This window comes from Scytonema sp. UIC 10036, assembly GCF_009725235.1.
Genome location: NZ_WJFC01000020.1, coordinates 49,760 through 71,393, shown reverse-complemented (window position 1 = coordinate 71,393; position 21,634 = coordinate 49,760). Strand labels below are relative to the sequence as shown.

Sequence of the window (21,634 nt, the reverse complement as noted above, 5' to 3'; positions counted from 1 at the left end):
TTTACTGACAGTTTCAAGTACTTAAACAAGGAAAGATAAAGATGAAAAGAATTTTCATTCTGTGCTTGTTTTTCATTGGGTTTGCTTGGGTTATGTTTGCCCAAACGCCTTTCCTACCGAACAAAGGATCTGTCCAGGTAGCTTCAGCAGCAGGACCAAAAGATGCATATGAAGTCTGGGCTATCGATCAAGCAACTTCTCTAGATGGCACTGTTTTGGGGGGCAATCTCTATATTTTGTCAGGTAACGACCAAGACTTTATAGGAGGTACAGCTAATATTAAGCAGATTAATTTAGCTGCTAATGCTGTTGCAAATGGCTTTGAGAAGGGTTCAAAACCTCACTGGCTTGTGTTTAATAAAGGTGCTACACATGCGATCGTCGGTCATGCCAGTTCCGGTCATGTTTACGCTATTGACGCTAGTAACCGCCAAGTGGTCGATGTGGTTGTTCCAGGAGGGAACTCTCATGCTGTTTCTGTCTCACCTGATAATACATTTGTACTTGCTGCAGATACTCCAGGACAACAGGTTCATAAAATTCCCACAAATTATCAAGCACCTGTAGGAGAGATTTTCGGGACTCCTCAAACGTTAAAATTTGATTCCAATACACTGCAAGCCCTAGGAACCAATACTGCTAACCCAGTGGTGGCTCAAGTCGATGAAACAGGTCAGTGGGCTTATGTTACCTTTGCTCAAGGTGGTGCAGTCATAGTCAATACACAAACAATGACTGTCGCACATATTTACAGCAGCAAGGAACTTACTTTCAATGGACTAGTTGCTTATGATTTTGGCAAAAACTTTATCACCAATGCAGGCAATGCCAATCCTGAAATAGCCGACTTTCTCTATTTCTATGACCACGATTCTCTGCTAAAAAATCCCACAACTCGTCCGCCTGTGATTAAAGTTCCTCAATCTGGTAACGATGTTCATGGGTTGGAAGTTATTGGTGGGAAATACTTATGGCAACTGAATCGTGCATCTAACAATATTACAATACATGAACTTAACCCCAACCCCTTCGATCCAAACGTTGAAGGTTCAAACAAAGTTCGTGCAGTCAATCTTATCGATCTGGCAAATACAGCGTTAGGTCCTGACCCTACACCAGACCTTGGAGGAGTATCACCTTCTGAAAAACTTTTGTTTGTGTCACAGCGTGGACCTGTTCCTCAATCAGCAAACGATCCTGCATTTTTCAACAGTGTAGGCATTTTCCCTGGAGTAGGCATCATACAAATCGAAGATGGTGGTAAAAATGCTAAACCAGCCTATTTGTATAGATTCGATAACTTGGTCAACGGGATTAACGTTGCTGACTTCCATGCCCTTGGTGTTCGTAAATAAAAGTTTTCAGCACCAGATATCGATCGGCTTTTTAACAGGCATTTACAGTTAGAGGATGTATTACAGATGTTTTCTAGTGAATGAAATCATTGACCGCACTTGCACTCTTATGAAGTCTGTGTTTTCGCCCTCTCAAATGTACTTAGTTAATTGTCTACAGGGTGTATCTATATCAACAATACGTATTATTCAATACGTATTTTACGTGAAATCTTTTAGACTCTTGAAGTGACTGAGCTAAAGGAATATTTTTCAAAAGTCACATAAACCTTACATCTCATCTTGAAAAGTAAAATCTTTCTATGGCATCTCCAATCAACGATAATTTCGCTAAAAGTTCTGTGTTAACTGGGTTCTCTGATACTGATACAGGAACTAATGTTGGTGCAACTGCGGAAGCAGGCGAGCCTCTTCACGGTGGAAATCCAGTCTTTAACACAAGGATTAATTCCGTTTGGTGGTCTTGGACAGCACCAGCTTCTGGAAATGTCACATTTGATACTCTTGGCAGTTCTTTTGACACGATTTTAGGTGTCTATACTGGTTCAGCAGTTAATAGTTTAACAACAGTTACCAGTAACGATGACATTAATTCTAGTACGACTGCTAGCAAAGTGACTTTTTCTGCCGTCGCCGGAACAACTTATCGTATTGCTGTCGATGGATCTAACGAAACCCTAACAAAAGTCGAAGAGGGTGCGATCGCTCTCAACCTTAACTTAGTAGACATTACCCTCAACGGCACTAACCAGAATGATACCCTTAATGGCACTTCTGGCAAAGACACCATCCGGGGATTAGAAGGTAATGATACTATCTCAGGTTTAGCGGGGGACGACCTTTTGTTTGGGGGTCAGGGAAACGATACTCTCAGTGGCGGTTCGGGAGTCATAACTGACGAGCTAGGATTCCAAGAAGACAGATATGCTCAAAAGCTGATGGCTAATACCTGAACGCTTGCACAACTTTAGAATTAGTGAACACTGATTTATGGCATTCACGATACTTCTTTTAGAAAAGATTAAAGATTTTTTTGTTTGGATACTTGCTGTTATTATTTTGTGTTTTTGTATCTTTTCGTTAATAAATCAAGATGAAATTTACAATTTTTTAAAACATCAAAAATATCGCCTATCTGCCATGCATCCTGTTCTAGCGATTCCAAACCTAGAATTGATGTTTCAGGATTTACAATCAAATAGACCCAATCATATTATCTTATCTTTAAAAGACGATGCAGGCAAATCAATACAAGGAATTTTACCAGAGCATGGTCGTATATTACACGTATTTATTGTGAGTGAAAATTTTCAAGTTTTTACTCACATCCATCCTGAAGATTTTGGTTCCATAACATTAGAGATGTTAAAAGAGGCAAAATTCCCAGTAACATATAGCTTTCCTCAACCAGGCAAGTATCTTGTTGCAGTTAACTTTACAGTGAACGGGCGGCATTTTTTCAAACAAGAATTTTTAAAGGTTCCTGAAAAAGCATCCTCTCGGAAATGTCAAAAACAAATTGATTTGAAAGAAAATAAGAATCAGAATTATCAGATAGAATTTTCTCATTTTCCCAATCTCATCAAAGCTCAGCAAGAAGTGACTTTTGACTATTATATAAAGAAAAATGGAAAGAATGTTATAGATATCGAACCCTATCTTGATGCACCGATGCACATCACAGCTATCTCAGCTGATTTACAAAACATTATTCATACTCATGCTCGTGATAAATCTACAAAATCATTACACATGAGTCACAATGCAAGTTTTCACGATCGCGAGTCCGAGCATGAAGCTATGATTTATCAATTTGGTCCTAATTTAGAAGCTCGTGTCTTCTTTCCAGCTAGAGGAACTTATCATGTTTTTGGCGAAATGCGTCACCAAGAAAAAATTATTCTTGTAGAATCTCTTGTAAAGGTTAATTAGGCTCATATCAATTACTCTTCACCAAGAGGCGATCCAGTCGGTGCTGGAGAAAGCTTGCAGCCAAGAGGTTTCCAAAAAAGATATTCAAATTGAAACCAAGAAATACAAGGAGAAGCAGCCGAAAAAACAGCCAACGGCATGGCGGTATGTCGGTGATGGCAGAGAATACCAACCCCCCAAAATCTCTGAGAGGGCGGGCTTGATTGTGGATCGGCTCAGCCAACACAACGGTCAGCCGCGACGTTTTGTCATGGAAGAGGCAGTTTTGTTGCTCGCAGAGAAATTTCAGCAGGTGGTTTTCGCCGTGGCTTAGCTTTTGCCATCAAGTAATACATTGACTTGAGGTTGGCAATGCCTGCTCTACCGAGACATCAATGAAAGCGATCGCATGAAGGCGCAAGCCGTACCCTGCTTATCGCAATTCCCCTCGCTCAGACAAGATACTCCTATGCCGCCCGTGTTATTAAGGTGTAGCGACACTCTTTTTTCCCTGAATATAGATAAAATTCTCTAGAAAATTTTACAAGAAAAATTTCCCTTATGTTGTATTATGAGTAAACGAGGAAGAGCTCATCTTGGTTAGGAGCACTTCCTCTAAAAATTGAAACATTATTGATTATTCTGGAGAGATCTTAGCATGACTAAAGCGCCGGAACCAGCTCCTGGTGGGAATTTTTCTGAAACTGTTGCTGGAGAAGTTCAATATCTCATCGATAAACTTGCCAAATCAAGTAAAAACTTAATCAAAGAAGTCATAGGGGAGATGAGCTCCATAAGCCCCGTGACATTATTAGGAGCCGCAAAAATAGGACAATTGTTGCTGTTTCTGAAAGAAAGACTCAAGCCCAAACAGTATGAACAAGCTTTAGCCGACTCTCTAGGATGGATTGCGGGCATTGCCAACCACCTGTTGAAACTGGCACCTATACTTGGTAGCTTCACCACCAAACAACTCGATAAAATCAATCAAAATCTTTCCCTCTCAGCAGTCTATAAATTAGCCACAGGTCGCACCCCAGTAGAGGTTATCCAGTCAGTGCTGGAGAAAGCTTGCAGCCAAGAGGTTTCCAAGAAAGATATTCAAATCGAGACTAAGAAGTATAAGGATAACCAGCCGAAAAAACAGCCAACGCCATGGCGGTATGTCGGTAATGGCAGAGAATACCAACCCCCCAGAATTTCTGAGGGGGCGGGCTTGATTGTGGAACGCCTCAGCCAACACAATGGTCAGCCGCGACGTTTTGTCATGGAAGAGGCGGTTTTGTTGCTAGCAGAGAAATTTCAGCAGGTGGTTTTCGCCGTGGCTTAGCTTTTGCCATCAAGTAATACATTGACTTGAGGTTGGCAATGCCTGCTCTACCGAGACATCAATGAAAGCGATCGCATGAAGGCGCAAGCCCCCGGCTTATCGCAATTCCCCTCGCTCAGACGAGATACTCCTATGCCGCTCGAAGATTACCTAATTAAATGAACCGCACTCGACACGAAGTACACGAAGAAAGAGGAAAAGAAAATCGGTAATCTTATGACGGCTATTGTGTTGGGTGTGTAGCGACACTCTTTTTTCCCTGAATCATAGATAAAATTCTCTAGAAAATTTTACAAGAAAAGTTTCCGGAATGTTGATAAAAATACTTAGATAAAAGAAATTAATAAAAAGTTTAACAAGTTAAGCTTAAACTACTTATTTTTTCTGGTGTAAGCAGGGAAAAGTATGCAACAATAGCTTTCGACATAGTCCTAACCAGATTTGCATTATAACTAGTGATTTAATAAACGGTTGAGTCTTCTTAACCGTTATTTTCTAATTTCTCAAATCTGATATTTTCTATCTTTACCATATATCCTTCATGCTCTAACGTTATAGTCCTATGCTGCAACCTTTTTTTCGATAAGAGAATGCGATTCGCATGAGTAACGTTAAGCTTCGCCGATCGCTTTCGCCTTATCGTTGGGAATCATAAGGGAAAATCAACTCTCAATTAACAGGGCATAAATTAACAATGCAATCTAACCAAAACGACAAAGACAAATTTCTCTACCCTCACAGTCACTATTACGGTCAGGTCAAACCAGAGAACTTAGTGTTTAACGCCAACCTACAAGAATTTGCTCAAAAGGTCGGTTACATTACCAATTTAGAAACATCTGGAAAAATCTATCCTGAAGAAGCTTACGAGCGGATTAAAGAACTCTGGAAGCAGCTAAAGCACTCCAAGAAAACTTTAGAAATTGGTAACGAGCCGCCAGATGCGATCTAAAGTGGCTTGACACACGATCGCATTCGTTAGCTCTTTTTTTACATTCATTATTCCAACAAGTGTTCAAATAAATGAAACCTTTAGCAAATCAAGCGAAACGTACTAAACTTGTTAAAGTTTTCTTGTGGAATTAGGGAATAATATGTAAGAATTTCATCAGTTTGCTGGATCGCTCCATTTTTTATGATTTTTGAATATAGCTTGTAGAAAATACGGTTAAGAACTTAACCGTATTTTTTTACTCCATCAAACCTTTTTTAAAATTCAGTCAATCGAAAAGTTTTTCTCAAGAAGCGTTTGCTAGATTTATGTAACGTGAGATACATTTTTCCTAAATAGCATTAGGACTTACAGCAAATTTCAACTTGGTGAGGTACGAAAATTACCCCCCTCTGTCCCCCCGATGCCGTGGGGGGACAGAGGGGGGTACACCTCATAAGACTGAGAAAGGCTATACGCATAGCCCCCTTTATTGAGCGGTTGGAGGGATATCACACTTTGAAAATAAGCCCTACAGGGGATCGAATTTATCTTGTAACACACGCGGGAATTGATGTTACTTACCAATAGTGGTACGATTAATCAAAGGAGAACCGTTACCACCTTGAACTTGTCCTGTTCCAGCTGTAGGTGAGAGTTGAGTCCCATGGAGCCGTGGATCGGATTGTGGAGGATTGGGTTCCGGTCCAAGGGGTTTGGGATTTTCAATATACTGGAATTCACCCTTACCATCTGGAGAAGGACCGTGCGCCCAGCGACCTTCAGCACTTTCGGTACCTTCAGAGTGGTTCCAGAACTGATATGCAAACTCGCGCTTCTCCAAATCCAATGGGAAGGAACTGGGAACAGGAGTTGTTTCCAATCCTGATTCTTCTAGTTCCTTAACAGCTGCAATCCATTGGTTCTGATGCATGGTATCGCGAGCAATCATGAAACTCAGGGTATCTCTAACGCCAGGGTCGTTAGTCATTTCGTACATTCGCACTGCTTGCAAACGTCCTTGAGATTCAGCATGAAGATTGGAACGGAAATCTGCTAACAGGTTACCACTGGCAACAATAAAGCGACCGTTCCAAGGAAAACCAACGCTGTCAGCAGGCATTGCACCCAAACCAGAGACAATTGCGTGTTGGGGATTCATTGCTGCCCCTATAATATCCGTAATGGTATCGCGTGCCTTGGTGCCGCCCATCACTGAGCCTACAACTGGGTCTTGTGCTCCCTCTTCTTGTAATTTGATAGGTGCTTTATCTAACAAGTGAGCAATCATCGTAGCCAGCATCTCAACGTGACCGATTTCTTCGGTACCGATATCCAAAAGCATATCGCGGTATTTCGCAGGTCCGCGACAGTTCCAACCTTGGAACAGGTACTGCATCATCACGGTCATTTCGCCAAAAGTACCGCCAATGAGTTCCTGAATTTTCTTTGCATAAAGAGCGTCTGGTCTTTCTGGTGCTTTGAAATACTGTAGTTTCTTGGTATGATAAAACATGATTCATTCCTCAATGAATATTTGGATTGGCACAAATTCAGGCTTCCCCAAAATCTGATATTTGTGCCAGCCACTCATGTTTACTAGGAAACCTAATCTGAAGGCTCTCGACATCACTCCACAGTCATACAAAACAATAGATAAAAAATAACTAACTTGACCGAGGTTACTGTATTGCTAGATATAGTCCGACAATACTTACAACCATTGGTCACTGGTCACTGGTCACTGGCTACTGATTATACCCAACGTCTCAATTGGGTTGAGCCTGAAAAATAGTTAAAACCATCTTCATACCAACGTTCATCACGACGGCTAATATTGAAGCAACCTTCATGAATTGAGCCATATCCTGCATTATTGTCGAAGCGATTCGATTCAAAAGCAGGTAGGGTGCGATCGCGGGCAATGAAATCTGTATACACTTCTACTACTGCACCGTGATATTTTACATTCCGCTCATACTCATTCCAATTATCCCCACGAAAACGTAATAGAAAAGAATTATTGGCAGTAGCCGCATGGTTGTTATCACCAGCAAAACCGCCACTTTCGTCTGACACGACTATTGCTAGAGATTGGTATGCAACATCTCCAAATGGCTTAGGACTTTGGTTACCAAAATAATTGCCATCAATATCATAAGTACTAGCTTCATAAGCAGGATCTAAGGCTGTGAGATGAGCAACTTTGCCCAAAAGAAAGCCAATTTCAGCAGCAACATATGCTCCCAGACTAAAGCCTACAAGGCTCAATTGCTGACCTGTTATTTCCAGGGTGTTGAGAGTTCTAGCAGCCCATTGAGCAACTGGAGCAACAGAACCTGATGTATAATTAGGTTTTAGTCCCTTGTCTTCATCGTGATTTGCTGGCTCTCGCCAATCTAGAGCTAGGATTTGTTTGGAAGGGTTCTGTTTAGCCAGTTCTCGCTGTAAACGGCTAAAAATCTCATCGTCAGACGAGTTTTTCCAACCATGAATGACTAGGATTGTCTCTTTTGCGTATTCAATACCCTGGTTGGTTCGCCCGTTTGCATCAAAACGGTAGAAATGAACACCATCTTTATAATATCTTGGTTTAGCTTCACTGCCATTTTCTCTTAATCCCCAATTAGCAATATCTCCTGCTATTTCACCAGGTAATACCCTTTGAGTTTGACTTTGCTCTTGAGCAATGTCTTTACTCACAAATTCTTGAGAGGTGACTGATGTAGTGCTGTGACTAAGAGTAAAGCAATGCGATGAAAGAGAATAGTGACTTAATGTCAGAAGTGCGTGCTTGCTTGACAAAATACGATCGTTAGTTTGTGAACCAGTCAAAAATGGTAAGCTCGCAGTTGGTAAATCCCTGGAAACGTTCATAATTAGCACATTCCCCACATTTTAAAACATATCCGCCCGAGCGGTAGAGCGGTACTTGCGAGTTGCGATAAGCTGGGTACAGCTTGCGCCGAAGCGATCGCACCGGAAAGACTACACATGACAATCGTAAGTATTAGCACCTCTAATTCACGCGTTGCTGTCATATACAAGGGCAAATTTGTATCTGACTTTGTAGGGTGAGCAACGCTCAATCTACGTAGATCGACAAAATTTAACAGTATTTTATACACAAAAAACAGTTTCTTGTGTATAAACACAATACTCCCTTTTCAAATACAAATTTGTAATTTATGCTAAAAAATTGAGTTTAGCGATCGCTTTCAACCAAGCATTTCTTCTTGTCTAGCTGATTGCCCAATTATCTTGTCTTTGTAATGAGAATCACTATTTTTTAAAATTTACTAAAAGCGATCGCCATTTTGGTATTCGGAACAATTACGATTAACCCTAAAGCCAATGCTGAAAATTTATTAGGCTTCGCCCAAGTCTACCCACTTCGGTTCTCCGGACGAGCGTACTACTACTGCTGCATAACGTGGAGTACCCCATTTTTCACTGGGCTTATACAAAAATCTTACTGTTGTCTACTGATTACACAAATTCTTTATTGCGTAACCATTGATGAAATTCATATAAAAACTTTGCTTCTGATTTCACTAATTGTGCTTGCCAATCTACAGGAGGTGGAGCAATAATTCCTTAGTCTATGACTTTTCCTCGCGATTGGTTGCTGTAGAAATTACAATAAGTTTTTTGCCATTCTTTGTAAGACAATATAATGGTTTCTGGATAAAAAAGTTCAGCCGTGATATGCTGACTCTTACCCCACGACAGTTCAAACAAACAAGTTTTATCAACTTTTTGAATTTTCAGATAAAAGTGGTTCATTGGTTACTTATTATTTGTTATCAACCTCTCTGTGCTCTGGTGCGCCCTCTGCGGTTATATAAATTATTTTTTAACCGCAGAGACGCAGAGGACGCAGAGGAAAGAAGAGTTTTGTTAGTATTATTCTTATTTATCACCCTCTAAGGGGGTATGCAGTTTTTGCGATCGCCTTATTTTCTCATATCAAAGGCAAATGGTGGTAAAGTTACCTCTATGCGATCGCTTGGATTGCTAGTGGTGGAGTCTACTTTAGAATAATTAACCGCAGCTACAGGCTGCGGTTCCATAACTTTTTTATGTATTGTACCCAATTGAAAACCGTTATAATCTCTTTTTCAGCCATTTTCAGGTAAATAGACCACAGCCATAGGGGCGCAAGGCATTGCCGCCCCTACCAACTCTTTCCTCTGCGTCCTCTGCGCCTCTGCGGTTCAAAAATATTATTAAACCGCAGAGGGCGCACCAGAGCACTAAGAGAAGAAAAGAAGTACACTCATCCCAAAAACCAGGTTTTTTAAGAAGTCAACAGGTTAGGGAATATAATATTTGCATTTGTAGCCGACTTAGAAGTTTCTTAGTTCTCATCCCTTCCATGGACTTGAGCGGGTGGACTAGTTGCTTCAACAGCAGTGAATGATTCTAAGATTTTGTAGGTGTGAGACGATCCCTTTGGTACGACCCAGGAATTTCCAGGCTCTAGCAAAATCACTTGTCCTTCAATGTGCAACTCAGCCCGACCGCTAATGACATAACCAACAGTTTCATATTCTCTTGAAGTTGGTTCTTTGGGTTCATTGGGTTGTTCGTTTTCCCAAAGACGCATTGAAACAGTCTTACCAGAAGCAAGGTACTTTTGACCTTGTTCACCTTTAGGGGAATGAGCTGAATCTATTTTCTTAACAGTTGTATCTGGCATATTTGTTTCCTCAATAGGGTTAGGAGTTAGTGGTTAGTGGTTAGTTGTTAGTAGAAAAACAAATAACTACTAACCACTAACAACTAACCACTAACCATTGTTCAAACTTTTACCTTTTCGCCTGTACGAGCTGCTTGGTAAATTAGGTTCATGAGTTTGACATCTTGCAAGCCTTCTTCACCGGGAGTTTTAGGCTGCTTGTTCGTCATAATGGACTCAGAAAGGTGATCTATTTCTAGAGCAAATTGGTTTTTCTCTTCAATGTTTTGCTCTTCTCTACGGTTATTTCGGCTAATATACAGGCGATGTTGATAGTAGTCTGTAGCTGGATCTAATTCCAAAACTGCTTCAGACCCAAAAACTTGAATGCGCTTGGTACTGGAGTAACCATAACTGGAGGTACAGTTAGCCAGTACACCACTCGGAAAGCGCAACGAGAAGTTAACGTTTTCTTCAACCTGACGGAAACGGGGGTCACCTGGAGTGCTGTAGGTGAAGGCAGTAATTTCTGTAGGTTCTTCTCTTGTAATGTATCTTGCAGCTTGTAAACTGTAAATACCTATATCATAAAGGGAACCTCCACCTGCTAGTTTTTTGTCCATGCGCCAAACGTCTGCAGGGTCTTTGGGGTCAAGAATACGTCCGTGGTCAGAAGTAACAACTTTTAATTTTCCCAGTTTACCACTTTGAGCCAGTTGAATGGCAGCTAGATTGTAGGGTTCGTACTGAGCGCGATAAGCAATCATTAACTTGCGGTTTGCTTTTTTGGCAGCGTCAATCATTGCTTGGCATTCTTCGACAGTGTTTGCCATCGGCTTTTCACACATGACATGCTTACCTGCCTGTGCGCCACGAATACTGTATTCGGCGTGTAGCCCGTTGGGTAAGATAATATAAACTACATCTACCTCTGGGTTATTGCGAAGATTATCGTAGTTCTGATAATCGTAAATATTTTTTGAGTTGATGCCGTATTGCTGTGCATACTTTTCTGCTTTGGCGCGATCGCCACTTACTAAAGCAACTAACTTTGACCTTTTGCACTCAGCAAATGAAGGCATGATTTGTTCGGTAGCAAACTTACCTAACCCTACAACTGCCCATCCCAGCTTTTTCTCAGGAGGCAAAGAAGGTTCTTTAGATGGTGCGGGTGCAGCTTGGGCTAGAGTCCGAGATGGTTTAATAATGTACCCGATTGCCCCAGTGACACCAACTGCCATAAAGCCAAAACCTGCTTTATGTAAAAGATTGCGGCGAGAAAGTTCTCTTCTGAAGGAATCAAACATAATTTATTGCTAATTGCTAATTGCTAATTGCTAATTGCTAATTGCTAATTGCGATTGACCATTAGCCATTAGCCATTAGCTATTAGCCATTACGGTTTAAGTACAACCTTGATGCAATTGTCTTTTTTGTGCTTGAAAATTTCGTATCCGTGGGGTGCCTGGTCTAAAGGCAAACGATGGGTAATGATAAAGGTGGGATCGATGCCGCCATTTTGAATGTGTTCGAGTAAGGGACGCAAGTACTTATGTACGTGTGTTTGTCCCGACTTGAACGTCAAGCCTTTGTTCATAGCTGCTCCCATAGGGATTTTGTCTAGAAAGCCACCATAAGCACCAGGAATGGAAACATGACCGCCTTTACTGCAACTGAGAATTACCTGTCTTAATGCGCTTGGTCTGTCTGTTTCCAGACGTACTATTTGTTTGACTCGGTCGTGGAATGCTATAAAATCTGTTCCGTGGGCTTCTAGTCCTACAGCATCAATCACTGCATCGGGACCTCGCCCGCCTGTCATTTCTTTCAGGACATCACCAACGTTAACTTCTTCGTAGTTTAAGACTTCTGCTTTGCCTTGTTCTTGTGCCATTTGCAAGCGTTCGGGAATGTGATCGATGGCAATCACTCTCTCGGCACCTAGCATATAAGCACTCTTGATAGCAAATTGTCCAACGGGTCCGCAACCCCAAACGGCGACAATATCACCGGGTTTGATGTTGCAGTTTTCTGCTGCCATGTAACCTGTTGGAAAAATATCAGTTAAAAATAAGACTTGCTCGTCCGTTAATCCATCAGGAATTTTGAACAACCCCACATCAGCAAATGGCACTCTAGCATACTCTGCTTGACCGCCTGCATAACCACCAAATAAATGGGAGTAGCCAAATAGACCAGATGGTGAATATCCCATAAGTTTTTCTATCATCCAGCCATTAGGGTTGGAGTTATCGCACAGCGACCATAAATCCCGTTGGCAGAAAAAGCAGTTACCACAGGAGATAGTAAAAGGAACAACAACGCGATCGCCTATCTTGACTTTCTTGACTTCACTCCCAATTTCAACAATTTCTCCCATAAATTCGTGACCGAGAATGTCACCCTTTTCCATAGTAGGGATAAAGCCATTGTAAAGGTGTAGGTCAGATCCACAGATTGCTGTTGAGGTAATTTTGACAATGGCGTCACGCGGATTCAAAATTTTTGGATCTGGTACTGTTTCAACTTGTACTTTATTAGCACCTTGCCAGCAAACTGCTTTCATGTCAATAGTCCTTTGTTATCTGGGAATAAGGAACTCGGAGTTTCCTCTTTGTTGATGGGCAATGGGGAATAGGGAGTGGGATATGGGAAATTCTTACTCCCTACTCCCTACTCCCTACTCCCTAATCCCTAATTACCGGACGCGAGGAGGTACTTGATAGTAACCTTCTGGGGTTTGAGTAATTGGTTTAACTGTTTTTTCAACTCTCTTTTCAGTTGAATTCAAAAATTCCTTTGTACTACGAGGAAGTTCTTCATCTAAATTGAGCTTTTCCCGAACATTCTCAGCAGCATCTTTTAAAGGATTTCCAGAATTTTGGGAGTAGCGATCGCTATTGCTATAGTTACCTGCACTACCGGAATTTTGGGAGTAGCGATCGCTATTGCTATAGTTACCCGCATTAGGTGTTGATTTGTAATAAAGACCTTCTGGAGTTTTCACGTTATCACCCATATTTTGGGCAGCATCATTAACACTCCGAGAAACTGTTTCACGGACATTATCAGCAGTTTCTTTCAAGCTTTTTCTGGCATTTTCAATCAGATCGTTGCCATTGCTGTTGTTATTTGTGTTGTCCACATTATTGTTATCAATAGTTCTGAGCTTGTCAGTACTGTTAACATTGCGTGCTTCTCCGGGTACTGCTTTATAGTAAATACCCTCTGGGCTAGTTACAGTTTGATCGGCTTGCGCTTGTAATGTACTGTAGCCAAAAGCTTGCATGACAAAAAAGGTCAATGCTACCAAAAAAACTGTCAAAATTTGATGTAAGCGTTTCATGCATTTCCTCCAAAATAATCAGAATTTGGTTAGTGGTTAGTAGTTAGTGGTTAGTGGTTAGGGGTTAGTGGTTAGTGGTTACTGGTTAGTAGTTCTAATAACAACTAACAACCAACAACTAACAACCAACAACCAACAACCAACAAACTTTATGGTTTCAACAGAACTTTGACACAGTTATCTTTCTTATGTTTAAACAGTTCAAAGCCCTGCTTTGCTTCCTCTAGGGGTAAGCGATGGGTGAAAACACGGGATGGATCGACTTCGTTATTAAGAACCCGATCCACCAACATGGGCATATATTTTTGACCGAACATTTGCCCCATTTTCCATGTCAGGGCTTTGTTCATAGCTGCACCCATAGGTATTTTGTCTACAAATCCCGCATAAACACCCATAATTGACAATATTCCGCCTTTTCGACAAGCCAAAATCATCTCGCGCAGCACGTGGGGACGATCTGTTTCTAATCTCACTGCTTGCTTGGCTTCATCGTAAAATCCTTCTAAACCCATACCGTGTGCTTCAAGCCCAACAGCATCGATACAAGCATCAGCACCACGTCCGCCTGTCATTTCTTTAAGAGCATCGCCTGCACTAATTTCTTCATAGTTAATAGTTTCCGCATTAGCGAATTCTTGAGCCATATGGAGCCGTTCGGGGACTCGGTCAATGGCAATCACTCTTTCTGCACCCAGCATATAGGCGCTTTTCATGGCGAACAGACCTACGGGACCTGCACCCCAAACAGCTACGGTGTCTCCAGGAGAAATATTGCACATTTCTGCTCCCATGTAACCAGTGGGGAAAGCATCGGAAATAGGCAGTATTTTTTCATCAGGAATACCTTCTGGAACTTGTACAGCACCGTAGTCAGCAAACGGTACTCGTATGTATTCGGCGAAAGCTCCTGCATAACCACCGAAAGCATGAGAATAGCCAAAAATTCCTGCTGTACCAAAACCAAATAACTTGTCATTTATCCAACCGTTGGGGTTGGAATTATCGCACAGCGACCACTTCTGTTGTTGACAGTAGTGGCATTGACCGCATCCGATGATTGAAGATACTACAACGCGATCGCCCTTTTTTAACTTCTTAACTTCACGACCAACATCAACAACTTCTCCCATAAACTCGTGACCAATAATGTCACCTGCTTTCATCGTTGGGATATAGCCGTCATATATATGTAGATCGGAACCACATATAGTTGCTGATGTGATTTTGAGAATTGCATCACGGGGGTTAAGAATTGTTGGATCTGGTACATTCTCTACCCGTACATCATTAGCACCGTACCAACAGACTGCTTTCATATGAATTATGAATTATGAATTATGAATGGGGAAATTGTAAATTATGAATGATAAATTATGAATTATTTTTTATTTTCATAATTCATAATTTATCATTCATAATTTCTTCATTTTCCTCTAGGTTGTCCCTCTGTGGTAGCAATTTCGCCTGCTTCCATCAACATTTTGAAACGGCGCAGATCGTCACCAATTTGCTGTTCTGGTTCTTCACCAAAGAGTTTAGCGAAAGTTGCTGTCAGCGCCCCGCCCGGTGGAAAATATTCAATGACTACCTTGACCTCAGTCCCACGGTTACCGGGTGCTGATTTAAAGCGAACAAAACCAGAGTTATCAATATCTGCTCCTTCTACTGAAGCCCAAGAAATAAATGCATTTTCCCGGTCTTCTAGAATTTCTGCATCCCATTCCACGCTTCCACCTAAAGGTGCAGTGGCTATCCAATGAGAACGTTTTGCATCGTACACCTTTACGGATTTGAGATGCTTCATGAATCTGGGGAGATTTTCAAAGTCGTGCCAGAAACGATAAAGTTCATCTGCTTGCTTATCAATAGTCACGGTTTTTTCAACTTTAATCGCTTGTTGAGTCATGCCTATTGCTTGTTGTGCTTGCTGAAGCGTACTTTGTTTTGTTGCACCCTGATAGATCAGACCACCACCCGCTACAGCCATAAGTACCCCTCTTAAGGAACGTTGGCTTAAACCCATTAATACCATTGCACTACCGCCAAGCAATGAAGCCCAACGTTCGGTTTCACTGGCTTCTGTTTTACTTTGATTTTGCTTATTTTCTGATATAGATGCCATTTTATGATTCTCCTTTACAAATTGTATAGACGTGTTTTGACGCGTCTGTACAAACGAACCATCCAGGCGCAAAGCTCCCCTCCTGAACTCTTTACGCTATCTTTGCGCCTATGGTTCGTTCCACAAAAATCTACATCGACACAGCAGCTCCTGTAGTCGGCTTCGCTGGCTTAACTCCTGCACCCATCCGCGCGCGATACAAGTCTACTAGCCGTTGCTCGTATGTCCGTAGGTCGTTGTGGATTTGTGTAAAAATGGCAGTTGAAACTGGATCGGTTGTTGCTGCCATTAAAGCTCCAATATCACCTATACCAGTTTGCACATCACCTAAAGCGCTACGCAATTGGTATATATCATCGCTTCCTGTAAGGGCTGTTTTCACTTTCGCATATTGGTTAGCGATGTTTGCTGCCAAGGAAGGCTTTTCACCTAATCGATCCAGACGTGCTTCCAAGATGCTGATATTACGTTGTTTGCTGCCTACCAGTTCTTGAAAGACTGACTTCACTTGTGCATCTGATTCTTTCTGGATATAATTTTCTAACGCTTCTAAAGAATAACGCTCACCCGCAAGCGCTGTATTCAACGCTTTGACAATATCACCTTTGGTAGAACCGCCCCAAGCATCAGCAAGTTTCCACCATTCCGCTGCTGTGTCTGTCTCACTTGGCAATGCTGCATCTTTACCACCGTATCCCAAGCGGCTCAAAACAGCTGTGGTAAAAATGGCTAAGTCTCCTGGTTGGCGTGATGTAATTAAATTGCTATCAACGACTAAAGGCTCATCTATATAATTAGCACCCGCATTAATCATGTCTTTGCTAATCGCCAAGAAGCCTGTCACTCGCTTACCTCGAAGCAAATCCCCTTCAATCAACAGTTGTGGACCGTGACAAACAGCAGCTACAATCTTTCCTTGCTGCATAGCTTCTTGCACAAACCTAACAGTGTTGGGGTTGCGACGCATTTTATCAGGAGCCATACCTCCAGGGATTACTACAGCATCAAATTCGGATGCGATCGCTTCTGCTGTGGTACCATCAGGCTGTTTGGAAAGTTTGCCTTGTTTGCCTTTGTAGCTTTCATTCATCCGAGCACCAAGGACAACAACCTCCATTCCTGCTTGTTTCAGAGCGTTGTATGGAACTTGGAACTCTGAATCCTCTACATAGTTCTCAATCAGGATAGCGACTCTTTTTTTTCCAGAATGATTGTTATATTGTGCCATGGTATTTCCTTGTAAATTTATAAAAGAGCTAATTGCTAATTGCTAATTGCTAATTGTCAGTTTTCTACTCTTCTATCCGCCATTAGCCATTAGCCATTAGCCATTAGCCATTAGCCATTAGCCATACTAATTGGTGAGGAGGGAAACAACTCTGCATAGTCGTTTGAGAAATTAGCCTGAAAATCCTCAAACTCACCAGGGGTGACAGCGTTTCGCAGCACAGTGAATACAGCACGAGTGTGTGTTGCTGCAGCAACTGGCTCGACTCCTTCTTTCTGACTCACTCTAGAAATAAACTCCTGCATTGAGAATGCTTGACCGTTTTCACCTTCACGCCCGTGCAAGTACTCCCCTAGTTCCTTCGGTAACTGAGATGCTAAATCTTTTGCCTCGTCTCCAACTATGCGCTCTTTGATAGTTTCTAGTGTCGCACGGGTTGCACGTTCTGCATCTTCACGGGATTCTAATTGGGCTACGCTTTGAACGTGTTTGATAAATTCACCATATTTCATTTTTGACCTCCAATACTGAACTGACTGCAATCACCGATTTAAGCAGACTGTAATTTTATAAAACGCAACTTATTTTTATCTTTATAAAATTTAGCGGCTATGGGAGTAATTTTAGAAAACAGTTAGGAATCATGAGTTGGGGATGAGTTATGTAAGCATACCCCAAGTCATAAATCCTAACTCCCTTATCACTCGACCATGAATTCATTACCTTTATTATTACGCTGACATTTCTGGTTTTTCTTCGTTCTTTTGGGATATATGCCTTTTATCTCTAAAGTGATACATTTATTATTTTCATTTTCTCTCAATACTGCTGAGATTCTTCAAAGCCCCCCAAAGAGTACTATTTGAATGAACTGAACTTGATGCAAAGGATACTTTAGTGGACAATGTTCACCCGACTGCAATACTACCTGGGTTTTGGCTAAAAATACGAAAATACGTAGGTTGGGGAGCCAGCCCTGAACCGTGTGCGTGGCGCGAATGCGCCATAGGAGGGTTTCCCTCCGCACCTTTACTGGCGTTTGAGGAACGAAACCCAACATTTATAGGCATTTGTTGGGTTTCACCTAACCTTCTCAACCCTTGCAGTATTGTACTCGACTGTACTCTTCCCCTTCCCCTGTTCTCTTTATGAATGATTTATAGCAGTCCTAAATGATTTACAAACACCTCTTCCTTGTCTCCCTTGTCTCCCTTCTTTGGATCTCAAATAGGATTCCTATAGAATTTCCATAAAGGAATAAGCTATGGGTTAAAATCTGGAATCTACTGAAAGAATTTCTTGAGTTCCAACTTTTTACCCATAACTTTTTTGAAGTGACCATATCATATATAAAAAATTAGGTGTATCCTATTATATTTGCCTCATACTAAAGAAAGATATTTTTAACTTTTTATTACCTCGGACGTAGTAAATCTTTAGGCTGACAATCCTGGATAGAGAACGCGTTATCGTGAAAATGCACCAAAAAATAGGAGAGTTATGGTAGAAGAAAATTCAAATCAGAACTTTGATACAGATGATTTGCCACAAGTCATCACTGAATCCTACGGAACTGGTGTCAAAGATATGCCAGGGTATAATCTAGGCGATCGCAACAACGAGTATGACGATATAGGTAACGTAGAAGCCAGTCCAGAGATCACAGGGGGAGATATAGATGCTCGCTGGGATTTGGAAGCAACAGTAGGGGATGAGGCTGTTGGCGGTACAGTTCCTACTCCCGACCAAGATATTGTAGATGACCTTGGCGCTGCTGTTGGCATGGAAATGGATGATAGAGCTGATCTCCGAGCAGTGGATATTTTTGATCGGCGCGATGACAATCGTTGGGAGTTAGATCCCATGTCTTCAGAAGATTATCAACAAAGGGGAGTAGAAGGGGAAGAAGGAGAGATGAGAACACCGGATAGTCTCCGAGATGACGATTTACAAAGTTCGCGTTCCCTTTCCGATCCTGCAACTTTCCATCAGGAAATACCAACTCTTAACAATGAAGTGTGAACTACCTGTACTGGCTCGGAGTACTTATTTATAACTTATCAACAACATGACCGCAACTTAAACAGTCTGGCAGAAGGTAGAGGGTAGAAGCGTCCAAAGACAAATAAATGCTTGACAATTTTATTACAGTTATTTTCAGGTAAATGAACCATATCTTTTTGTCTCACGCAAAGGCGCAAAGGCGCAAAAGGATTAAGAGTATGGTCTAATTAAGTGGAAACGGCTGTAAATTCCCTGAATTCATTTGTGAAGATGCTTTCTGCCCTCTGCCGTAGTGAAGTATTTTAAATGAGGGTTTGTGTTTGCTTGTTCTCTAATCCTTCTTTGGAGTGGTCGAGGCGCAATTCACCTTTAGGTGCAAACCGCATCCAGAATGGAGTGTCTGAACCAGCAGATCCCTTTGCAGTAGTGACTCCTCCATCAGCCAACCATAATGCACCCGTGACATAACTAGCTTCATCAGAAGCGATAAAGGCATAAACGTTAGCTATTTCTTCTGGTGTACCTCGTCTTGCTAGTGGTGTGGCATCAATCAGATTTTTTTCCATTTTCGCATTCATTGGTCCATCTTCCTTTAGTGGTTAGTGGTTAGTGGTTAATGGTTAGTGGTTCTACTAACTACTAACCACTAACCACTAACCACCAACCACTAACCACCAATTGTTCTTCTCTTTGATTTACATACATCTGTCTTCAGTGGGGTTAAACACCAATTTCAACTTTGATAGCGTGAAGCGTGAAAGTTTTTTTTGCAATCGGAGTGGATTATGACATTTACTCAAACTAACGATCCTAATGTTCGCGAACACGTTCAAGCTTTTCAAAATTTACCTGTAGATGAACAATTGGCTTTGTTCTGGTTTGTTTATAAAGAAATGGGCAAGTCTATAACTCCAGCCGCTCCAGGAGCAAGTACAGTTTCTGATAGTGTTGCTGAAGGGTTATTCAATCAAATTAAAGCGCTACCTCACGACGAACAACTACAGTTTCAGCGCGATTTGATTAATAACGCAGATAATCAATACAGCCGTATGTATGGTTCCATGAGCGATACTACAAAATTACTATTTTGGTATCGCTTAGCTCAAGGGATGGAGAACGCAATTATTGTCCCCATGCCTTCTGATTACAAGCTTTCTTCCCAATCTCAAGAATTGCTCAATAAAATTAAGCAAGTTGAATTTGAGCAGCAAATGAATATTTTCCGCGATTACGTCTCTCCAATGGGGGCTGAACCAAAAGCAGGTGCTGAAGTTTAGTATCTAGCTGAACAAAAAAGATAGAAGCACGGAGTAGAAAGTTAAATTTCTATTCTGTGCTTTTCTCTGTTGAAAATCACTTAAGTAGTTGCACCCACTTATAGCCGTCACGCCTTTGACTTATAGTCTTAATATTTTTTTAATTTTGCTAGCTTGTTTTCATCTCTCTTTAGGTAGGTATCAAATTTTTATTTTTCTATATCATTTCTATCTTTTAACAGTGATTTCGTAAGAACTTGAATCTTTAACCTTAAAGGAGTAAAGGCAAAGAAAAGTCAAAACTGTAGTAAATTTGACACAGTATTCCTGGAATTACTTTTTGTGGAAGCGAAATCTTTTCAGAATTGCATCTTAACACCTATTTAAAAACCGAGTTTCTTACAACTGAGAGAATAGGAATTTGGGAATAGGGACTACTCCCTTTTCGCCAAAATATCACCAGGTAGGTAGGTGTATACCGCACATCCTTGAATGGTGGGCTGTCTTCCCTACCTAGCAAAAAATTAATTTCCAATTCCCATGCCCCAGATCCCATTTCCATACTAATTAGGAGATTTACATGACATCTACAAACGTCAGACCAGTACAAGAAGCTGCATCTGCATTCAAAAGTTTGATTATTGACGATCAACTAGCGGTGTTAGCGTCTTTTTACAAACAAATTGCTGATTCAATTCCTGCTGATGCAGCAAATGCATTACCAACACAAGATGCTAATAGCTTAATATCACGAATTCAGCAACTGTCACTAGAAAATCAGCTATCAGCTTTGCGCGAGTTCTTATCTCCAGAAAGAAATGATAAGGATGCTAGCGTACTCGATCCCCACCCTAGCAAAGCATTGGCTGAACTTGTAACTGGCAATGACACAAAAATTCCCGCTCATGCCTATGATTCATTAGGCGCTGAAGGTAAGATTGCTTTCTGGTATTTGCTAGCAGGAAAACTGGGAAGTGGTTTTGTTGGTATTCCTAATGGCACTCAACTGACTCAAGATGCCACAGAAGTATTGACTACACTTCAGTCTTTCAACACAGATGAACTAGTTTCTTTCCTCAAACTGGTTGTGTAATGACTGCAATTTTGTACTGTTAACGACTGTTATAGGGTGGGCATTGCTTATTCTATAACAGTCGTTAACAGTGCAAAGTATAAGGAGGTTTTATGGTAACACAAAATACTGCGACTGGAAGTAATACCATTAAAAGAAGACATCTTGTTTATAGTCTAATAACTGGTTTGCTCATTGGAGCGATCGCAGGTGCGCCTCTTGGTTGGATTGCCCATCAATATTACTATCAACAGCGTCTAGCACAGTTTTTACTTTGTCGAGAACAAAATAGAAACCAGCCAGCAGCCTATGTAGATTCTATTTGCGGTCGCTCTTTTTAAGAAATTCCGCTCCTATCGAATAGCACGAATCGCCTTTGTTGTTGTAGCAAATAA

The 21,634-nt window shown here is 41.3% G+C and carries 23 protein-coding genes and 1 pseudogene; 10 read left to right on the top strand and 14 right to left on the bottom strand.

What is annotated here, in order from left to right:
• Nucleotides 1-41 precede the first annotated feature (41 nt).
• From F7734_RS12095 to F7734_RS12070, 6 genes are all read left to right on the top strand, one after another.
• Entirely contained in the window at nucleotides 42-1,355 is a 1,314-nt protein-coding gene (locus tag F7734_RS12095; RefSeq protein WP_155744878.1) for a hypothetical protein, read from the top strand.
• 302 nt (nucleotides 1,356-1,657) lie between these two features.
• Complete coding sequence (locus F7734_RS12090; RefSeq protein ID WP_155744877.1) at nucleotides 1,658-2,308, top strand: hypothetical protein; 651 nt, start codon at nucleotides 1,658-1,660, stop codon at nucleotides 2,306-2,308.
• 37 nt (nucleotides 2,309-2,345) lie between these two features.
• Nucleotides 2,346-3,287, top strand: coding sequence for a hypothetical protein (locus F7734_RS12085; protein WP_155744876.1), 942 nt, complete (start codon nucleotides 2,346-2,348; stop codon nucleotides 3,285-3,287).
• Nucleotides 3,288-3,327: 40 nt separating this feature from the next.
• Nucleotides 3,328-3,600 carry a hypothetical protein gene (locus tag F7734_RS12080; protein WP_243146834.1) on the top strand — a complete coding sequence of 91 codons (273 nt, stop codon included), beginning with the start codon at nucleotides 3,328-3,330 and terminating at the stop codon, nucleotides 3,598-3,600.
• A gap of 324 nt (nucleotides 3,601-3,924) precedes the next feature.
• Nucleotides 3,925-4,596 carry a hypothetical protein gene (locus F7734_RS12075; protein ID WP_155744875.1) on the top strand — a complete coding sequence of 224 codons (672 nt, stop codon included), beginning with the start codon at nucleotides 3,925-3,927 and terminating at the stop codon, nucleotides 4,594-4,596.
• Between the two features lie 694 nt (nucleotides 4,597-5,290).
• Nucleotides 5,291-5,548, top strand: a complete 258-nt coding sequence (locus F7734_RS12070; protein ID WP_155744874.1) for a hypothetical protein — start codon at nucleotides 5,291-5,293, stop codon at nucleotides 5,546-5,548.
• 556 nt (nucleotides 5,549-6,104) lie between these two features.
• Here the strand turns inward: F7734_RS12070 and F7734_RS12065 are convergent.
• From F7734_RS12065 to F7734_RS12010, 13 genes are all read right to left on the bottom strand, one after another.
• Nucleotides 6,105-7,043, bottom strand: coding sequence for a manganese catalase family protein (locus tag F7734_RS12065; protein ID WP_155744873.1), 939 nt, complete (start codon nucleotides 7,041-7,043; stop codon nucleotides 6,105-6,107).
• A 239-nt stretch (nucleotides 7,044-7,282) separates the two neighbouring features.
• Entirely contained in the window at nucleotides 7,283-8,404 is a 1,122-nt protein-coding gene (locus F7734_RS12060) for an alpha/beta fold hydrolase (RefSeq protein WP_155744872.1), read from the bottom strand.
• Between the two features lie 2 nt (nucleotides 8,405-8,406).
• A complete protein-coding gene (locus F7734_RS60670; RefSeq protein ID WP_207714080.1) occupies nucleotides 8,407-8,568 on the bottom strand; it encodes a hypothetical protein in 162 nt (53 codons plus the stop codon).
• 556 nt (nucleotides 8,569-9,124) lie between these two features.
• Nucleotides 9,125-9,313: a hypothetical protein gene (locus F7734_RS12055; RefSeq protein WP_155744871.1), complete on the bottom strand. Its 189-nt coding sequence runs from the start codon at nucleotides 9,311-9,313 to the stop codon at nucleotides 9,125-9,127.
• A 574-nt stretch (nucleotides 9,314-9,887) separates the two neighbouring features.
• The gene (locus tag F7734_RS12050; protein ID WP_155744870.1) at nucleotides 9,888-10,229 is read right to left on the bottom strand and encodes a cupin domain-containing protein; all 342 of its coding nucleotides are present in this window, start codon (nucleotides 10,227-10,229) and stop codon (nucleotides 9,888-9,890) included.
• A 101-nt stretch (nucleotides 10,230-10,330) separates the two neighbouring features.
• Nucleotides 10,331-11,515, bottom strand: a complete 1,185-nt coding sequence (locus tag F7734_RS12045) for a Gfo/Idh/MocA family oxidoreductase (protein WP_155744869.1) — start codon at nucleotides 11,513-11,515, stop codon at nucleotides 10,331-10,333.
• 89 nt (nucleotides 11,516-11,604) lie between these two features.
• On the bottom strand, nucleotides 11,605-12,774 hold the full coding sequence (locus F7734_RS12040; protein WP_155744868.1) for a zinc-dependent alcohol dehydrogenase: 1,170 nt from the start codon (nucleotides 12,772-12,774) through the stop codon (nucleotides 11,605-11,607).
• Nucleotides 12,775-12,906: 132 nt separating this feature from the next.
• Nucleotides 12,907-13,554, bottom strand: coding sequence for a hypothetical protein (locus F7734_RS12035; RefSeq protein ID WP_155744867.1), 648 nt, complete (start codon nucleotides 13,552-13,554; stop codon nucleotides 12,907-12,909).
• Between the two features lie 149 nt (nucleotides 13,555-13,703).
• Entirely contained in the window at nucleotides 13,704-14,873 is a 1,170-nt protein-coding gene (locus tag F7734_RS12030; RefSeq protein ID WP_155744866.1) for a zinc-dependent alcohol dehydrogenase, read from the bottom strand.
• A gap of 107 nt (nucleotides 14,874-14,980) precedes the next feature.
• Nucleotides 14,981-15,679, bottom strand: coding sequence for an SRPBCC family protein (locus F7734_RS12025; protein ID WP_155744865.1), 699 nt, complete (start codon nucleotides 15,677-15,679; stop codon nucleotides 14,981-14,983).
• Between the two features lie 130 nt (nucleotides 15,680-15,809).
• The gene (locus F7734_RS12020) at nucleotides 15,810-16,907 is read right to left on the bottom strand and encodes a DJ-1/PfpI/YhbO family deglycase/protease (RefSeq protein WP_155744864.1); all 1,098 of its coding nucleotides are present in this window, start codon (nucleotides 16,905-16,907) and stop codon (nucleotides 15,810-15,812) included.
• Between the two features lie 110 nt (nucleotides 16,908-17,017).
• Complete coding sequence (locus F7734_RS12015; protein ID WP_155744863.1) at nucleotides 17,018-17,419, bottom strand: DUF2267 domain-containing protein; 402 nt, start codon at nucleotides 17,417-17,419, stop codon at nucleotides 17,018-17,020.
• Between the two features lie 396 nt (nucleotides 17,420-17,815).
• Entirely contained in the window at nucleotides 17,816-17,977 is a 162-nt protein-coding gene (locus tag F7734_RS12010; protein ID WP_155744862.1) for a hypothetical protein, read from the bottom strand.
• 430 nt (nucleotides 17,978-18,407) lie between these two features.
• On the opposite strand from F7734_RS12010, the pseudogene F7734_RS12005 reads away from it, so the two are divergent.
• Nucleotides 18,408-18,800, top strand: a pseudogene (locus F7734_RS12005) (DUF6335 family protein); the annotation flags it as partial.
• Between the two features lie 413 nt (nucleotides 18,801-19,213).
• Here F7734_RS12005 and F7734_RS12000 read toward each other — a convergent pair.
• Nucleotides 19,214-19,489 carry an SDR family oxidoreductase gene (locus F7734_RS12000; protein ID WP_279239697.1) on the bottom strand — a complete coding sequence of 92 codons (276 nt, stop codon included), beginning with the start codon at nucleotides 19,487-19,489 and terminating at the stop codon, nucleotides 19,214-19,216.
• Nucleotides 19,490-19,696: 207 nt separating this feature from the next.
• On the opposite strand from F7734_RS12000, the gene F7734_RS11995 reads away from it, so the two are divergent.
• The 3 genes from F7734_RS11995 (at nucleotide 19,697) to F7734_RS11985 (ending at nucleotide 21,580) form a co-directional block, all read left to right on the top strand.
• On the top strand, nucleotides 19,697-20,188 hold the full coding sequence (locus tag F7734_RS11995; protein WP_155744861.1) for an orange carotenoid protein N-terminal domain-containing protein: 492 nt from the start codon (nucleotides 19,697-19,699) through the stop codon (nucleotides 20,186-20,188).
• A 559-nt stretch (nucleotides 20,189-20,747) separates the two neighbouring features.
• Nucleotides 20,748-21,260 (top strand): orange carotenoid protein N-terminal domain-containing protein, encoded by a 513-nt coding sequence (locus F7734_RS11990; protein WP_155744860.1) that lies wholly within the window; start codon nucleotides 20,748-20,750, stop codon nucleotides 21,258-21,260.
• 92 nt (nucleotides 21,261-21,352) lie between these two features.
• Nucleotides 21,353-21,580, top strand: a complete 228-nt coding sequence (locus F7734_RS11985; RefSeq protein ID WP_155744859.1) for a hypothetical protein — start codon at nucleotides 21,353-21,355, stop codon at nucleotides 21,578-21,580.
• Nucleotides 21,581-21,634: the final 54 nt, after the last annotated feature.

Excerpts from the sequence above, each read along its gene's own strand:
- F7734_RS12095 (WP_155744878.1), top strand. The coding sequence starts at position 42 with ATGAAAAGAATTTTCATTCTGTGCTTGTTTTTCATTGGGTTTGCTTGG.
- F7734_RS12090 (WP_155744877.1), top strand. The coding sequence starts at position 1,658 with ATGGCATCTCCAATCAACGATAATTTCGCTAAAAGTTCTGTGTTAACT.
- F7734_RS12085 (WP_155744876.1), top strand. The coding sequence starts at position 2,346 with ATGGCATTCACGATACTTCTTTTAGAAAAGATTAAAGATTTTTTTGTT.
- F7734_RS12075 (WP_155744875.1), top strand. The coding sequence starts at position 3,925 with ATGACTAAAGCGCCGGAACCAGCTCCTGGTGGGAATTTTTCTGAAACT.
- F7734_RS12070 (WP_155744874.1), top strand. The coding sequence starts at position 5,291 with ATGCAATCTAACCAAAACGACAAAGACAAATTTCTCTACCCTCACAGT.
- F7734_RS12065 (WP_155744873.1), bottom strand. The coding sequence starts at position 7,043 with ATGTTTTATCATACCAAGAAACTACAGTATTTCAAAGCACCAGAAAGA.
- F7734_RS12060 (WP_155744872.1), bottom strand. The coding sequence starts at position 8,404 with ATGAACGTTTCCAGGGATTTACCAACTGCGAGCTTACCATTTTTGACT.
- F7734_RS60670 (WP_207714080.1), bottom strand. The coding sequence starts at position 8,568 with ATGACAGCAACGCGTGAATTAGAGGTGCTAATACTTACGATTGTCATG.
- F7734_RS12055 (WP_155744871.1), bottom strand. The coding sequence starts at position 9,313 with ATGAACCACTTTTATCTGAAAATTCAAAAAGTTGATAAAACTTGTTTG.
- F7734_RS12050 (WP_155744870.1), bottom strand. The coding sequence starts at position 10,229 with ATGCCAGATACAACTGTTAAGAAAATAGATTCAGCTCATTCCCCTAAA.
- F7734_RS12045 (WP_155744869.1), bottom strand. The coding sequence starts at position 11,515 with ATGTTTGATTCCTTCAGAAGAGAACTTTCTCGCCGCAATCTTTTACAT.
- F7734_RS12040 (WP_155744868.1), bottom strand. The coding sequence starts at position 12,774 with ATGAAAGCAGTTTGCTGGCAAGGTGCTAATAAAGTACAAGTTGAAACA.
- F7734_RS12035 (WP_155744867.1), bottom strand. The coding sequence starts at position 13,554 with ATGAAACGCTTACATCAAATTTTGACAGTTTTTTTGGTAGCATTGACC.
- F7734_RS12030 (WP_155744866.1), bottom strand. The coding sequence starts at position 14,873 with ATGAAAGCAGTCTGTTGGTACGGTGCTAATGATGTACGGGTAGAGAAT.
- F7734_RS12025 (WP_155744865.1), bottom strand. The coding sequence starts at position 15,679 with ATGGCATCTATATCAGAAAATAAGCAAAATCAAAGTAAAACAGAAGCC.
- F7734_RS12020 (WP_155744864.1), bottom strand. The coding sequence starts at position 16,907 with ATGGCACAATATAACAATCATTCTGGAAAAAAAAGAGTCGCTATCCTG.
- F7734_RS12015 (WP_155744863.1), bottom strand. The coding sequence starts at position 17,419 with ATGAAATATGGTGAATTTATCAAACACGTTCAAAGCGTAGCCCAATTA.
- F7734_RS12010 (WP_155744862.1), bottom strand. The coding sequence starts at position 17,977 with ATGCCTATAAATGTTGGGTTTCGTTCCTCAAACGCCAGTAAAGGTGCG.
- F7734_RS12000 (WP_279239697.1), bottom strand. The coding sequence starts at position 19,489 with ATGAATGCGAAAATGGAAAAAAATCTGATTGATGCCACACCACTAGCA.
- F7734_RS11995 (WP_155744861.1), top strand. The coding sequence starts at position 19,697 with ATGACATTTACTCAAACTAACGATCCTAATGTTCGCGAACACGTTCAA.
- F7734_RS11990 (WP_155744860.1), top strand. The coding sequence starts at position 20,748 with ATGACATCTACAAACGTCAGACCAGTACAAGAAGCTGCATCTGCATTC.
- F7734_RS11985 (WP_155744859.1), top strand. The coding sequence starts at position 21,353 with ATGGTAACACAAAATACTGCGACTGGAAGTAATACCATTAAAAGAAGA.